We start from the raw sequence: 14,329 nt of genomic DNA on the forward strand, positions 1-14,329 counted from the left end.
GTTCACCCGGTGATCGATCTGCGAGAACAGGTCGTGTCCTTCAAACCACAGCCGGTCATCACCGAGGACAACCTGGTCGTCGAGATCGACACCGTGCTGTATTTCCAGGTCACCGACCCACGAGCGGCTTTCTACGAGATCGCGAATTTCCTGCAGGCGGTCGAGCAGCTCACCGTCACCACCTTGCGCAATGTCGTGGGATCCATGGACCTGGAAAAGACCCTCACCTCACGGGACACCATCAACAGCCAGCTGCGTGGTGTGCTGGACGAGGCCACCGGTAAGTGGGGGCTGCGGGTCAACCGGGTGGAGATCAAGGCCATCGACCCGCCGCAGTCCATCAAGGACGCGATGCAGAAACAGATGCGGGCCGAGCGGGACAAGCGGGCCGCGATTCTCGGGGCCGAGGGGCAACGCCAGTCGCAGATCCTCACCGCCGAAGGCGACAAGCAGGCCGCCGTCCTGCGCGCGGAGGGCAACCGGACCGCCGCGATCCTGCAGGCCGAGGGCCGGTCCCGGGCCATCGACGAGGTGTTCCAGGCCGTACATCGCAACGACCCCGACCCCAAGCTGCTCGCCTACGAGTACCTCCAGATGCTGCCCCAACTCGCGCAGGGCTCGGGCAACAACTTCTGGGTGATCCCCAGCGAGATCACCGCCGCACTCCAGGGCGTGTCTCGAGCCTTCAACGAGGTGCTGCCCCAGTCGCCGGCCACCCGCGAGAAGCCCTCGGACGACATGGCCGCTCAGGCCGCCAACGACACGGCCCAGGCCGCGCAAGCCGCTGCCGCCGCCCTCGCCGACGCAGCCAAGGCCGACCGTGTCACCCCCGACGCCCTCCCGTCCCACCCCCTCACCGAACGCGGGTGACGGTTGCCGGGCATCCACAACGTCACGGACCGGCGTGAGGCATGATCGCCTGAAAGCCGAGGATGCCGGGCTGGGCCGCTCGCCGTCGAACCGCGCTGGACGGGTGCCCTGTCACCGGCTGTTCTGTGAGCTGTAGGGCTGGAGGAGCTGGTCGACGGGCGCGTAGTCGTCGGTGAGCAGTTGGGCATCGCCGATCCAGGAGGTGAGGCCGTCGCCGGTGGCGATCTTCCAGCCGGTTTGCCGGGTGTCCAGCGCTTTCTGGGTCGCGCGTAGGTCGACCGGCCGGTTGGCGGCGAGCACCACCATGTTGCCGCCCTCGGGGGTGGCGGTCGGGGTGAGGCCGATATCGGTGGGCACGCCGACGAGGGCGACGTGGTCGAAGGTCTCGCTGAGGGTGGCTACTTCGGCACGTGCGAAGGCCAGGCCACCGTGATCGATGAGGTTGGCAACGTACAGGCCGTCCTCGTTGAGCACCCGCCGTACGTCGGTCATCGCTTCCACCGTAGTGAGGTGCCACGGCACGCTGACACCCCCGAAGGCGTCGCCGACGACGAGGTCACGACTGCCGGCGTCCAGTCGTCGCAGGCCGAGCCTGCCGTCCTCCGCGCGTACGTCGATACCGGCCTCCGATCTCAGACCGAGTTGGTCGCGGTCGATGCGCACGACCCCGCTGTCGATCTCGGATACGAGGCTGCGCGTCCCGGGCCGCGTGGCCGCGAGGTAACGGGGAAAGGTGAGCCCGCCGCCACCCAGGTGGTGGGCGGCAAGTGGCTCACCACCGGGAAAGGCGGCATCGACCACTGATGCGATGGCGCGCACGTACTTGAACTTCAGGAAGGTCGGGTCGTCGAGGTCGACGTACGAGTGCCGCAGGCCGTCCAGAACGAGTGTGCGTCCGCTGTCCCGGTCGGGGTCTGCGACGACCCGTGCGCAGTGGTACCTGGTCTCCGCGTCGCAGCCACCGGGTGCGACCGCGGTGCCGAGGCCGCCGGCAACGACCACGAGGGCGAGGGCAGGGGTGCCGCTCCACCCGCGCGTTCGCCACTCGACCAGCGCGGATCCGACCACCAGCAGTGTGCCGAGACCGATGAGGATGCCACTGACCGGCAACCGCGATATGAGGACGAAGCCGGTGAGGACGGTGCCGACGATGGCGCCGGCGGTGCCGACGCCGGACAGCCGGCCGACAACCGTTCCGGTCTCGGCGAGGCTGGTGAGACGCAACTTGGTCACGATCGGCGTCACCGCGGACAGCAGCGCGCCCGGCACGAGGATGGTCAGCGACGCGATCAACAAGAGCACCGGTGATGCCCACTCACCGGTGGTGCGCAGCACGGCGGGGGTGAGCGCCACGACCGCTCCCGACACCCCGAGCGAGGGGCCTATGAGCCGGCGTGGATTGACCTGGTCGGCGATGCGCCCGCCCAGCCAGGAGCCGAGGGCGATCGCGGTGAGGGCGATGCCGATCACCATGGTGCTGGTTTCGAGAGTGAGGCCGAGGTACGGAGCCAGCAGCCGCAGAGCCACGATCTCGACCACCAGAACTGCGGCCGAGGACCCGAACACAAGCACGGCGGCGGCACGGGAACCCAGGCTGTGGTTGCCAGGCGTGCCCTCGGCGACAGGCGAGGAAGACGATCTGGTCACGGGCGACATCCTTGCATGCGACTCATCGACCGAAACAGCATTGCGAAAATCCGCAGTCCTCTGCGGTTTGCCGGCCGCTGCCCAACGTGTCGCGGTGTCGGCGTTGTCAGAGGGTCTACGCTGCTAACGACCGTTCTGGCAGCGCGATTTGGCCATGTCCGGCCGATCACCGAGCCACAGCGGCGAGCGGCGAGCGGCGTATGTTGGGTGTCCGGTTCATGCCTGTCCGGCTCATGCCTCTTGCGGACAGACACAAGCCGGCCGTGGGCATGCCGCACTCCCAGATCCGACTGTCGAGGAGGCACCGCATGAGGATCGTCATCACGGGTGGTTTCGGCTTCTTGGGACAACAGGTCACCACGACACTGCTCAAGACGCGGACGTTTCGAGGGGCACCGATCGATCGGCTGGTACTCGCCGACCGGATCGTGCCGGCCGAGTCGCGGTCGGCGTCCGACCCGCTCGTGGAGATCGTGCAGGGCGACCTGATCGACCATCTCGACGAAGCGTTCGCCGAGCCGGTGGACGTACTGATCCACCTCGCCGCCGCCGTCTCGGCCGAGTGCGAGGCCGACTTCGACCTCGGCATGGGCGCCAACCTGGACACCACCCGCGCGCTCCTCGAAGCCGCCCGGGCGCAGTCGGCGGCGGGCGGGCCGACGCCGCTCCTGGTGTTCTCCAGCAGCGTGGCGGTCTACGGGTCCGACCCGGCGCTCCCGCTCCCGCCTGTCGTCAGTGAGTCGACTCTGACCACGCCACGATCCAGCTACGGGATCCAGAAACTCGTCTGCGAGCAACTGATCGCGGACTACACCCGGCGCGGATTCGTCGACGGTCGCGTCGCCCGCCTGATGACCGTGGCGGTGCGGCCCGGCAAGCCCAACGCGGCCGCCTCCGGCTTCCTGTCCGGCATCATCCGCGAGCCCCTCGCGGGCCGCCCGGCCATCTGCCCCGTACGTCCCGACCTGCGGGTCGCCCTGGCCTCGCCGCGACGCACCGTCGAGGCAATCCTCCGCATCGCGGAAGCAGAGCGCGGAGTGGAGAGGGGCCAGCTCGAAGGCGGACTGCCAGTCAACCTGCCGGCCCTCACCGTCTCGGTCGCCGAGATGATGGCCACGCTGCGGCAGGTGGCCGGCGACGCCGTCGCCGACCTGGTGACGATCAGGCCCGACCCGGCCGTCGAGACCATCGTGGGCTCGTGGCCCTCCGTCTTCGACAACGCGCGCGCCGCCGCGCTCGGGCTGGATCCCGACCCGAGCTTCGCAGCGGTGGTACGGGACTACCTCGCCGACCACTCCGACGCGGTCCTGGCCGACCCATCGCGCGCAGCGGGACAGCCGGACCAGGGCCCAGAGACCGACTAACGGGCTCGGATTCCTTCTCCGGAACGAGTACCCGCACATCGTGCAGCCGCAGTTCGGCGGCCGGCATCGCGCCAGTCGGCCCACACCCGGCAATGATCACGTCGAACAGGAGGCGCGCGTGATCGACGCCGCAGGCGACGACCGGAGCCCGGGGAAGTCGCCCACGGTGAAGTCGCGCTCGACCGTATCGCTCGACGACGGCTCGGCGGTGAACTGTGGAGAGTCCATAGGTGTTGCCTTCCGGGAGTGCCCTGTTGGCGAGGCACTCCCGGCGACACCTACGTCAATCGCCCGCCCGCGCCGGGAAGGGGGAGCACCCACACGGGCCCGTGTAGTTGCATGGCGAAGCCGGCATGGCAGCCCGGCAGGTCCCGGTCACGGTCGACGCTCTGGGTTTCGACACCACTTGGCGATCGGTCGGGCATGATCTGTCAGTGTGAGTGGGCTGCCCCACACTGATGTTCCTGATGGTGCGGTGGGTGGCCCTGGGGACGGTCGTGCCCGATGAGGGCACCGGTGACGGGGAGATGCGTGTGATCGTCTGGGTGAACGGCGCGTTCGGCAGTGGGAAGAGCACGCTGGTCGATGAACTACGTGTGCGTTGGCCCGAGGCGCTGGTCTACGACCCGGAGATGGTCGGCTATGTGCTGCGCGAGATCGTGGAGGTCCCCACGGGCGATTTCCAGGATCTGCGGTTGTGGCGACGCCAGGTCGCGAACCTGGCGGTGGGACTCGTCGAGGAATACCAGAGGCCCGTCCTCGTCCCCATGACATTGGTCGACCCGGGCTATGTCGAGGAGATTTTCGGTGCGTTGAAGGATGCGGGGACCATGGTCCACCACTTCTTCCTCAAGGTTCCCGAGGAGGTCTTGGTGCAGCGGATCGACGGACGGAGCTTCACGCCGGACAATCCCGAGCAGGATGAGCGGGTCCGGCAGTGGTGCAAGGCCAGGATCGAGCCGTGCACGGCCGCGATGGACACGCTGCCCGGTGACACCGTGTTCCTGGACGGCGAGCTGACCCCGAAGGAGTTGGCCGACGACGTGCTGGCTCGCGTGGGTGGGAGTCCGGGCCGGTAGTCCGGATCCTGGTGCGTGCGGTCAGCCGTTGCCTGTTGGCTCTTGGTGCGAGCGAGGCGGCAGGAAGGTGCGTACGGATACTCCGGGCCTCAGCTCTCCACGGGCCCGCAGATCTGCGCGGTGCTGGAGCCGGTGCCGCCCTGGGCCTGCGCCCGGTTCGGCTGCGCCACCGTGGTATTGCCCTGGGGTGTGCGGGCACAGGTAGGCGTGCTGAGATGTGGACATGGAGGTTGTGCTGGCGAGCTTGATCGCCGTCGCTGGAACCCTGTTGGGGTCAATTATCACCTTTATCTTCCAGCGACGCTCCAGCGTGCAGGCGGAGGCTTTCGCCCGCTCCCTGCAACTGCGCCAGGAACGCCTGACGGCTTACAGCGCCTACGCAGGAGCTGTTACGGCACTCAAGCAAGGGATCGTCGCCCTCTGGTTTCACCAACAGGAAGACGCTGACAGTCCCGAAACACGACGCGCCTTCACCGAATGCGACCAACTCGGTGCTGCGACGGAGAACGCCCGGTTCCGAGTCCGGCTCCTCGCTGAAGACGCCATGCTCGTCACCCTCGCCGCGTCGGCCTTCGACGCCATCGGGCCGATCCGTAGGGCATCGACGAGAACCGAGTTGACCGAACGCGAGCAAGAGCTGCAGGACGCTCTGAACGCCTTCATCACCGCCGCCGCTGTCCAGCTCCGCTGATCCGCAGGACTTGAGAACGAGTCATTGCCAAGATCTGTGGATCGGGCTCTGAGGCGGCCTGGCGCAACCGCATTAGCGCATAAGACTGCCGCCCCTGGTACCACGGTTGGCTCTATTCACGAGTGCACGAACCCAACTGGTCTCAGTCGGGTTCCTCGGCACGCTCGCGCTTGCCCGCCGCGCGGCGCTCCCGCAGACTCACGGCCCACGATGCCAGTGAGAGGCAGATGGGTAGATACAACAGCATCAAGTCGGAGGCACCGAAAGCCCCGATGAGAAGCCACGAGGACGCAGCAGCCGTAAGCAGTATCGCAGGCAGCCACTGACGCCAGGGGGGCAAGTGACTCATCCGAAAGACCGACCAGGCCATCCAGGCGAAGATGCACAAGATGGGAATACCAAAGATCATCCAAGGCTCCGGAAGGTGGAGATGGGCGTCGGGCGCAGGCGAGATCGCCGACCTTAGCGTTTACTCCCGGGACCGGTCCCCAGGGTTTGGAGTAGTCGTCAAACACCGCCTCGTGGATCCGTTGAGGTGGCTCAGGCTGTGTGAGTTTCGGGGCGTTTGATGAGTTCGCCTCGTTCGAAGCAGGCCCCTGCTTGGACGAGGGCGACGAGGTGGGATGCGTTCACGGCCCGCCAGCGGGCCTGGGCGGACTCGACGAGCTTGAGGACCATCGGCAGGGCGGCGGCCCGGGAGCCGGCCCCCTTGGTGACTTTGGTCCGCAGACGGACGGTCGCGAAGGTCGACTCGATGGGGTTGGTACCAGGTATGAAAGTTGTGGGTGCCGCTGTCCGTGTCCTGGTGACTAGGCTTCGGCCCGGTTGTACGGTGCGACCGTCAGGACAAGGGGTGCCCGGGGAATCAGCATGGGCAGGCCGATCTTGAACGATGGGCTGCGAGCCCGCCTTAGTAGATGGCCGCCCCTGCGACTTGCCTGGCTGCGTCGTGAGCGCGATTCCGTAGGTGTCGTTTCGCCCAGCTGATCCCCGCATCGGGTTCGGGTCGGCACAGGGAGGCGGACGGTGGGGCGGTTCATCGGTTTGGACATCCACCGTGACTTCGCGCAGGTTGCGGTGGTCGAGGACGGGCTGGTCACGGACTGGGGCCGGGTGGATTGCCGACCGCAGGCGCTGCGGGAGTTCGCCGCCGGGCTGTGCCCGGACGACCAGGTGGCGCTGGAGGCCACCGGCAACGCAAGCGCGGTGGCGGTGCTGTTGGAGCCGCACGTGGCCCGGGTGGTGATCTCCAATCCGGTCAAGACCCGGGCGATCGCCGAGGCGAAGGTCAAGACCGACAAGGTCGACGCCCGTATCCTGGCCCAGCTGCTGGCTGCCGACTTCCTGCCGGGCACCTGGCTGCCGGACGAGCGGATCAGGATGCTGCGGCGCCTGTCGGCGCACCGGGCGCAGCTGGTGCGAGGCCGGATCCGGGTGAAGAACCAGGCCCAGGCGGTGCTGCACCGCAACATGCTGCCGCGTCCGCCGGTGACCGATCTCTTCGGCACCCGCGGCCGGGCCTGGCTGGAGCATCAGACGCTGCCGGCCGACGAGCGTCAGACCGTGGGTGCCCTGTTGCGTCAGCTCGACTTCTACGGTGCCGAACTCGCCGAGGTGGAACGGCGGCTGGCCGCCGAGGCGTTGGACGACCCGGTCGTGCGACGCCTGATGACCATCCTGGGGGTGGACGCGATGACCGCGGTCACCGTGCTGGCTGCGGTCGGGGACTTCCACCGCTTCGACAGCGCGGACAGGCTCGTGTCCTACCTCGGCCTGAACCCTCGGGTGCGCCAGTCCGGCGGGACACCTGCCCACCACGGCCGGATCACGAAGGCCGGCTGTGGCAAGGCCCGCGGGATGCTGGTGCAGGCCGCGTTCGCCGCACTGCGTTCTCCAGGCCCGCTGCGGGCCCTGCACCAGCGGATCGCGGCCCGACGCGGGATGCAGATCGCGATCGTCGCGGTTGCCCGGAAGATCGCCGTCATCGCCTGGCACCTGGTCACCAAGGAGCAGGACTACGCCTTCGCCCGCCCGAGCCTGGTTGCCTTCAAACGCCGCAAGCTCGAGCTGACCGCCGGTGCCGAACGCCGGATCGCCCGCCGCGGGGCGGGCTACGACTACAACAACAAGCAACTGCGCCGCCACGAACGCGAGATCGCCGAGCAGGCCGAACGTGCCTACGCCCTGCTGGCGGCCCAGTGGCAGCCCACGCGCCCGATCGGCAGGCCCCGCCTGCCCGCCATACCCGGCATGGGCCCGTGACCTGCCCTCCTTGACGATTACATCCGTCGTACGCAAGTGGATCCAGTGCTCGGCGGGGAAGTCGTAGAACGCCAGCAGCTCGTCGCCCTCGCCGGTGATCTTCTTGACGGCCTTGGGGAACCTTGCCGCGTACTGCTTGGCGTACACCCTGACCGCGGCGGCCGCGTGCTCCCTGTCCTCGGCGTTGTAGATGTCCCGGATGGCCTTCTTCGCCGCGGGTTGGGCCGACTTCGGGAGGCTGTCGAGGCAGTTGGACGTTTTGTGAACCCAGCATCTTTGGTATCGGGTTTCGGGGAAGACCTCGCTTGTGCGTTCCGGCATTGAGGGCCGTGCAGCACGCGCCGCGGCTGTGGCGGATCGGCGGGGGCACCCGTTTCGGCCCCGCCGAGCCCGGGCAGCGGGCCCAGAGCCGGCCCCGGGAAATCTCAGTTGGTCTGGTCTGGTTTGGTCTCGTGAGGACGGATGCCGTTCGCTGTCTCAATCCGTGTGGTCCGATGTCGGTGTTCTTCGCCGGGTGTGGCGGACTGAGGGTCGGGGGCGGCGTCGTGAAGTGGTTGGCCTACGCGGTGCGTTCCAGGAGCAGCGCCATGCCCTGGCCGCCGGCGGCGACGATGGTGACCAGGGCGGTGCTGAGGTCGTCGTGGCGCAAGGTGGTGAGCGCGGTGGTGGTCAGGCGGGCGCCGGCCGCGCCGTAGGGCTCGCCCAGGGCGATCGAGCCGCCGTGGGGGTTCATGCGCTCGGGGTCCAGGCCGAGTTCGGCGCAGTAGGCCAGGATCTGCGCGGCGAAGGGCTCGTTGCCGGCGACGGTGCCGAGGTCGGCCAGGGACATCCCGGCCCGGGCCATCACGGCGCGGGTCGCGGTGACGGGGACGGGGCCCTCGGTCTCGGGGGTGCCGGCGCTGACCGCGGTGGCCAGGATGCGCGCGAGCGGGGTGTGCCCGTGGGCGCGGGCGTAGGTCTCGGACATGACCACGACTGCGGCGGCCCCGTCGGACAGCGGCGCGCTGTTGCCGGCGGTGACCCGTCCGTCGGGGCGGAAGCGCGGAGGCAGGCCCGCCAGGGTGGCGGCGGTGACCCCTCTGCGGGGGCAGTCGTCCGCGGCGGTGGTGGCGCCGTCTGTGGTCTTGACGGGCATGATGTCGCCGAAGTGGAAGCCCTCGGTGAGGGCCTGCTGGGTGAGCTGGTGGGACCGGGCGGCGTAGGCGTCCATGTCGGCGCGGGTGATGCCGTACAGGTCGGCGGTGTTCTCGGCGGCCAGCCCCACCGGGATGTACGGGTCCGGGTGCCGGCCCTGGGCGCGGGGGTCGCTCCATGGCCGCGCACCGGCCTGCGCGCGGCGACGGGTGCGCTGCCCGGCGTCCAGGAAGGCCGGGTTCTCGGTGCCGGGCCAGGTGTCGGAGCTGCCGTTCACCAGGCGGGACTGCGACTCGACTCCGGCGGCGATGACGACGTCGGCGTCGCCGCAGCGCACCGTCTGCGCGGCGAGGCGGATCGCCTGCAGCGAGGAGGTGCAGAAGCGATTGACCGTCAGGCCCGGCATGTGGTCCCAGCCGAGCAGGACCGCAGCGATGCGGGCGATGTTGAAGCCCTGCTCGCCGCCGGGCAGGGCGCAGCCCACCACCAGGTCCTCCACACTGCTCGCCGGCAGGCCGTCGGTGCGGGCGAGGGCTTCGGCGACGGTGGCCGCCAGCAGGTCGTCGGGGCGGACGGTGGCCAGGGCGCCCTTGTGGGCGCGCCCGATGGGCGTGCGGACGGCTGAGGTGATCACGGCGTGCTGCATGGCGGGATCCTGTGCGGTGTCGGGGGCGGCGGGTGGTCAGAGGTGGAGGGCGGGGCGGTGGGTGCGCAGCCACTGGTCGAGGTCCAGGACGAGTTCCAGTCCCTCGCGGGGGAATCGTTTTCCGCCGGTGGCCTCCAGCAGCAGGCGGCGCACGGCGGCGGTGTCCAGCAGGTCGGCCGCCGGGCTGCCGTCGGCCAGGAGCCGGGCGACCTGCGCGGTCAGGGCGGCGCGGTAGGCGGGGTCGCGCACCATCGGGTAGGGGCTCTTGCGGCGAGTCAGCACCGGGGTGGGGAGCAGATCGGCGACGGCGGCGCGTAGCAGGCTCTTCTCGCGTCCGTCGAAGGTCTTCATGGCCCAGGGGGTGTTGAAGACGTACTCGACCAGGCGGTGGTCCAGGAACGGCACCCGCACCTCCAGGCCTACGCCCATGCTCAGCCGGTCGGCGCGGTCCAGCAGGCAGGGCAGGAACCGGGTCAGGTTGAGGTAGCTGTCGCGGCGCAGCGCCGCCTCGGCTGGCGGAGTGCCGGGCAGGTGCTCGATTTCGGCGCAGGCGGCCTGGTGGAGCGCGGCGCGGTGGCGGGGCAGGTCCAGGGCGGCGGTCAGGGTCGGGTCGAGCAGCCGGGTCAGGTCGGCGCGTTCCAGCACCGTGTCCCAGGGAAAGGAATCCGCTGCGGCGGCCTCGGGGGTGAACCAGCGGTAGCCGCCGAAGAGTTCGTCGGCGCCGTCGCCGGCCAGAGTGACGGGGAAGTGCTCGCGCACCGCGCGGTACAGCTCCAGCAGCGAGGTGTCGAAGTCGCCCAGGGTCAGCCCGTCGCGCAGCTGGCCCACCCGGGCGCGTCGGGCCGGGTCGGCCAGGGCCCTGGCGTCCAACCGCACCCGGCGGTGGGCACTGTCCAGGTGGGCTGCCATCAGGTCGGCGTACGGGCCGTCGGCTTCGCGCTCCATGGCGTCCTGGTCCGAGGCCCGGTCGCCGAGGTCCACCGACAACGTGTGCAGGGTCCCGGCAGTCGGGCGCGCCAGCGCCGCGAGCGCGCTGGAGTCCAGTCCGCCGGAGAGCAGCACGCTCACCGGCACGTCAGCCGCCAGCTGCCCGGTGACGGACTCCTCCAGCAGCCGGCGTACCCGGGCCACGGTGGTGGGCAGGTCGTCGGGGTGCTCGGCCGGTTCCAGCGACCAGTAGCGGCGGGCACGCGCGCTCCGCGGGGTCACGGTGACCACGGTGCCCGGGGCGACCTCGCGCAGGCCCGCGAAGGCGCTGTGCCCGGGTGTCTTGATCATCGGGTGGGCGGACAGCAGCAGTTCCCGCAGGCCCTCCAGGTCCAGCCGCGCGGTCACCGCCGGGTGCGCCAGTACGGCCTTGGGCTCGGAGGCGAACACCACCGCGTCGTCGAGTTGCGCGTAGCACAGCGGCTTGATGCCGAACCGGTCGCGCACCAGCGTCAGCCGCCGGGGGCCAGGCTCCCAGGCGGCGTAGGCGAACATGCCCTCCAGGCGTTCGGGCGCCTGCGCCCCCCAGGCGTCGACGGCGTGCAGCACCACCTCGCTGTCGCTGCGGGTGGAGAACCGGTGGCCGCGGGCGGTCAGTTCCGCCCTCAGCCGGGCGTGGTTGTAGACCTCGCCGGTGAACGCCACCGCCAGCACCGTGCGCCCGTCGCGCTCAAGGAGCAGCGGTTGCCGGCCGCCGATCGGGTCGACGACCGCCAGCCGGGTGTGCCCCAGCCCTGCTGCGTCCTCGGCCCATATGGCCGAGGCGTCGGGGCCACGGCACGCCAGGTTCTCGGTCATCACCTTGAGCGAGGTGTCTTCGGTTCCCTGGGGTACACGGCCCGCGAAACCGGCATAGCCAACCAGCCCACACATTGTCGAAGCTCCCCGGCCCCGGCACGCGGGACTCACCGTACGATCCCGAGCCAGGAGCTTCCCGCACGGCGACAATGCCGTGCGCACGACGGAAGCCCGTGGCCGGACGCAGTGCACCGGCCACCATCACTGGAACGATCAAGACGCGCTCAGGTCACCACCGCGCACAACGGAACCCCGAGCAAATACCCGTCTCACTTGATCTGGTCTTCCCCGGCCGGATCGGGCCTGACCAACTGAGATCGGGACCAAGGCGAGTGAGACGAGACCCCGGGAGGTGCCTGTCGGTCCGCGTTGCGCTTCTCATTCCGCAGGGCGGGGTTCTGACCTGCGGTGCCCACGGTTGAGTGGGACAGGCCGGCGGTCGGTGCCCCGCACACGGCAGGCAGCCGCCTCTAGGGTGTTCATCGCGGAAGTCCACTGGTCGGCCCGGAGGTGCCATGTCCCTGCAGATGAAGTTGGTTGCGATAACGCTCGACTGCCCGGATCCGTTGGCTTTGGCGGCGTTCTATCAGCAGGCCACGGGTTTCGAACCCCATCCGAAGTCGGATGCCGAATTCGCGGCTCTCGACCGTGAGGACGGCCTCTTCATCGGTTTTCAACGGGTCGACGACTACCGGGCTCCGCGCTGGCCTGACCAGAGCGTTCCCCAGCAGCTGCACCTTTGTTTCGACGTCGTGGATCTGGACGAGGCCGAGGCCCTGCTGCTGGAGCTGGGCGCGGGCAAGCCGGATCACCAGCCTCACGAGGCCGCCCGGGCGCGGGTTCTCACTGATCCGGCTGGTCATCCCTTCTGTATTTGCCGAAGCTGACTGGGGGACTCCGGGGCTGGACCGTATGGAGTGCGAGCCGGCGCCTCCTCGTACGTTGGCGCGGGCGGCTTCGCTGCCCGGTCCGGTTGCACCGGCCCTTGCTCAGGATGTCGTGCCGGTCACTGTGCTTCCCGACTTGGTCACGTAGTACGTCGTGGTGGTGCCGCTCCAGAAGTGGAAGGTGAGCTTGACGCGTGCGTCACCCTTCACCGCGTCAAGGAAGGCGGGGGTGAGGCGGATGGCCTTCTTCGCCTTGTCCGGTGCGAAAGCGGTGTTGAACTGCTGGTAGGGCGTCCAGCTGGTCGGGCCGGCGTTGCCGCCGTCCGCGTACGTGGCCTCCATCGTCGCCAGCACGTCACCCCGGAACCGCGTGGGGATCCGGAACGAGTTCGTCGTCCCGGTCGTGTTCGACTGCACCGGGGTCTCATGGGTGATCACCTGGAGCCGCCAGGGGACGCCTCGGGAGAACTCGGCCTGCAGCCTCGCGTTGACCCCGTGGGAACGGTCCCCGACGAGCCGGGTGAGTGCGGCCGCCTTCAGTGTCAGCCGGTTGCCGGCAAGGGTGTAGTCCTCGCCGTTGACCAGCTTGGTCGTGCCGTGCTTGAGAGCCTTGAAGGCGGCTCCGTTCAGGTTCAGGGTGAGCGTACGGTCCTTGATGCGGCCGGACTTCGGCACGAACACGTTGTCCGTGGCAGCGGTAGCCGAGCGCGTGGTCCAGCTCGACTTGATCTGGCGGTACATGCCGGCGTCCTTCCACCGCAGCTTGTCGCGGTCGAAGAAGGCGCCGTTGTCCCACAGGACGGTGGTGACCTTGTTGGTGCGGGCGGTGTTTCCGAGCGCCTCGAAGTACTTCTGCATCTCGCCGCGTTCCACGGCGCCGGGGCCGTGGTCGTAGCCGAGCAGGCCGTACTCGCCGATGACGACGGGGATGTTCTTGGCGACGAAGGTGTCGTGTATCCGCTTGAAGGTCTGGCGCAGGTCTTTCTGAACCGTGGAGTCGAAGCGGGTGGTGCCGGCGACGTTCACGCTGAAGGGGAAGTAGCCGTAGTAGTGCACGGTGGCGATGAGCCTTGGGTCGCGCAGCGACTTGATCGTGGTGGCGAGGTTGTTCATCAGCCGCTGGTCCGGTGTGCAGACCTCGGTGGGCAGCATGAGCAGCCGCTTGGTGTTGTTGCCGCCCGACGTGCGCACGATGCTGTGGAACGACTTGTTGAGCTCGTTGAGGAGCTCGGCCTTCCGTGCGTCGTCGGCGCTCTCGAACTGGGGCTCGTTGACGCTCTCGAAGACCAGTTTGGCGGATTCGTTCCGGAACGCGGTGGCGATCTGGGTCCAGGTGGCGTTGAAGCGGGCGAGCACCTTGGCATGGTCGGTGGACATCGAGTCGGCCCACTGCCAGGAATCGTGGTGGATGTCGATGATCACGTAGAAGCCGCTGTCGAGCGCCTGGTCGACCACCTGCCTGACCCGCTTCAAGTACGCCGGGTCGATGGTGTAGTTCGGCGCTGCTCCCTGGTGGTCGGTCCAGGTCACGGGGACGCGGATGCTGTTGAAGCCCTGGGAGCGGACCTTGTCCAACAGGGCCTTGGTGGTGCGGGGCTGGCCCCACGAGGTCTCCTCCGGGATGGCGTCCAGGCTGTTGCCCAGGTTCCAGCCCGGCTGCATCGCGGCCACAGCGGCCATCGCGTCGCCGGGAACCGGAGCCGCGGCCGCCTCGGGCCGGGCGCCGTCACCGAACGTCCCGAAGACCGCGCCGTAGGCGAGAACGCCCGCGGCCGCCAATGCCAGCGGCGTACCCACTGTCAGCCGAAGGTTGCGTCGGCGGTGCTGTGGGGCCTGCTGCTTCTTCATTGCTCATCCGTTCTGAAAACCGGTGTGCCACGAACGCGGGAGGCTGCTTGTGGTAGTTGAGTAGCTGAACGCGGTGCTGCACGAGAGATGAAGGACTTTCGGCCCTTCGGAGTCGC

10 protein-coding genes and 3 pseudogenes are annotated in these 14,329 nt (G+C 69.0%); 6 read left to right on the forward strand and 7 right to left on the reverse strand.

Translation table 11 applies throughout. The features are described 5' to 3' along the window. A partial coding sequence (locus AB0I18_RS48680) for a paraslipin (protein WP_363112284.1) occupies positions 1-870 on the forward strand: 870 nt, incomplete at its 5' end. A 111-nt stretch (positions 871-981) separates the two neighbouring features. On the opposite strand, the gene AB0I18_RS48685 is transcribed toward AB0I18_RS48680, so the two are convergent. Next, entirely contained in the window at positions 982-2,517 is a 1,536-nt protein-coding gene (locus AB0I18_RS48685) for a fused MFS/spermidine synthase (RefSeq protein WP_363112285.1), read from the reverse strand. Positions 2,518-2,825: 308 nt separating this feature from the next. Here AB0I18_RS48685 and denD point away from each other — a divergent pair, with 308 nt between their 5' ends. Then, complete coding sequence (denD, locus tag AB0I18_RS48690; RefSeq protein ID WP_363112286.1) at positions 2,826-3,881, forward strand: D-erythronate dehydrogenase; 1,056 nt, start codon at positions 2,826-2,828, stop codon at positions 3,879-3,881. Here the strand turns inward: denD and AB0I18_RS48695 are convergent. Then, positions 3,877-4,109 (reverse strand): annotated as a pseudogene (locus tag AB0I18_RS48695) (monooxygenase); the annotation flags it as partial. The gene denD and the pseudogene AB0I18_RS48695 overlap by 5 nt on opposite strands. A 305-nt stretch (positions 4,110-4,414) precedes the next feature. Here AB0I18_RS48695 and AB0I18_RS48700 point away from each other — a divergent pair. Both AB0I18_RS48700 and AB0I18_RS48705 read left to right on the forward strand, forming a co-directional pair. Then, the gene (locus AB0I18_RS48700) at positions 4,415-4,960 is read left to right on the forward strand and encodes an AAA family ATPase (RefSeq protein WP_363112292.1); all 546 of its coding nucleotides are present in this window, start codon (positions 4,415-4,417) and stop codon (positions 4,958-4,960) included. A gap of 223 nt (positions 4,961-5,183) precedes the next feature. After that, complete coding sequence (locus AB0I18_RS48705; RefSeq protein ID WP_363112287.1) at positions 5,184-5,651, forward strand: hypothetical protein; 468 nt, start codon at positions 5,184-5,186, stop codon at positions 5,649-5,651. Positions 5,652-6,191: 540 nt separating this feature from the next. Here AB0I18_RS48705 and AB0I18_RS48710 read toward each other — a convergent pair. Then, positions 6,192-6,416, reverse strand: a pseudogene (locus AB0I18_RS48710) (IS256 family transposase); the annotation flags it as partial. Between the two features lie 279 nt (positions 6,417-6,695). On the opposite strand from AB0I18_RS48710, the gene AB0I18_RS48715 reads away from it, so the two are divergent. Then, positions 6,696-7,913, forward strand: a complete 1,218-nt coding sequence (locus tag AB0I18_RS48715; protein WP_363112293.1) for an IS110 family transposase — start codon at positions 6,696-6,698, stop codon at positions 7,911-7,913. 15 nt (positions 7,914-7,928) lie between these two features. Here the strand turns inward: AB0I18_RS48715 and AB0I18_RS48720 are convergent. From AB0I18_RS48720 to asnB, 3 genes and pseudogenes are all read right to left on the reverse strand, one after another. Next, positions 7,929-8,216: pseudogene (locus AB0I18_RS48720) on the reverse strand (transposase); the annotation flags it as partial. Between the two features lie 256 nt (positions 8,217-8,472). After that, positions 8,473-9,693: an acetyl-CoA C-acyltransferase gene (locus AB0I18_RS48725; RefSeq protein WP_363112288.1), complete on the reverse strand. Its 1,221-nt coding sequence runs from the start codon at positions 9,691-9,693 to the stop codon at positions 8,473-8,475. 36 nt (positions 9,694-9,729) lie between these two features. Beyond that, positions 9,730-11,553: an asparagine synthase (glutamine-hydrolyzing) gene (gene asnB, locus AB0I18_RS48730; protein WP_363112289.1), complete on the reverse strand. Its 1,824-nt coding sequence runs from the start codon at positions 11,551-11,553 to the stop codon at positions 9,730-9,732. Positions 11,554-11,993: 440 nt separating this feature from the next. On the opposite strand from asnB, the gene AB0I18_RS48735 reads away from it, so the two are divergent. Further along, positions 11,994-12,365 carry a VOC family protein gene (locus AB0I18_RS48735; protein ID WP_363112290.1) on the forward strand — a complete coding sequence of 124 codons (372 nt, stop codon included), beginning with the start codon at positions 11,994-11,996 and terminating at the stop codon, positions 12,363-12,365. A 102-nt stretch (positions 12,366-12,467) separates the two neighbouring features. On the opposite strand, the gene AB0I18_RS48740 is transcribed toward AB0I18_RS48735, so the two are convergent. Beyond that, the gene (locus tag AB0I18_RS48740; RefSeq protein WP_363112291.1) at positions 12,468-14,213 is read right to left on the reverse strand and encodes a cellulase family glycosylhydrolase; all 1,746 of its coding nucleotides are present in this window, start codon (positions 14,211-14,213) and stop codon (positions 12,468-12,470) included. Between the last annotated feature and the right edge of the window lie 116 nt (positions 14,214-14,329).

The organism is Streptomyces sp. NPDC050704, assembly GCF_040654355.1.
Lineage (GTDB): Bacteria > Actinomycetota > Actinomycetes > Streptomycetales > Streptomycetaceae > Streptomyces.

Bases quoted from the DNA above. Each gene is read 5' to 3' on its own strand.
- AB0I18_RS48705 (WP_363112287.1), top strand. From the start codon at position 5,184: ATGGAGGTTGTGCTGGCGAGCTTGATCGCCGTCGCTGGAACCCTGTTG.
- asnB (WP_363112289.1), bottom strand. From the start codon at position 11,553: ATGTGTGGGCTGGTTGGCTATGCCGGTTTCGCGGGCCGTGTACCCCAG.
- AB0I18_RS48725 (WP_363112288.1), bottom strand. From the start codon at position 9,693: ATGCAGCACGCCGTGATCACCTCAGCCGTCCGCACGCCCATCGGGCGC.
- AB0I18_RS48735 (WP_363112290.1), top strand. From the start codon at position 11,994: ATGTCCCTGCAGATGAAGTTGGTTGCGATAACGCTCGACTGCCCGGAT.
- AB0I18_RS48740 (WP_363112291.1), bottom strand. From the start codon at position 14,213: ATGAAGAAGCAGCAGGCCCCACAGCACCGCCGACGCAACCTTCGGCTG.
- denD (WP_363112286.1), top strand. From the start codon at position 2,826: ATGAGGATCGTCATCACGGGTGGTTTCGGCTTCTTGGGACAACAGGTC.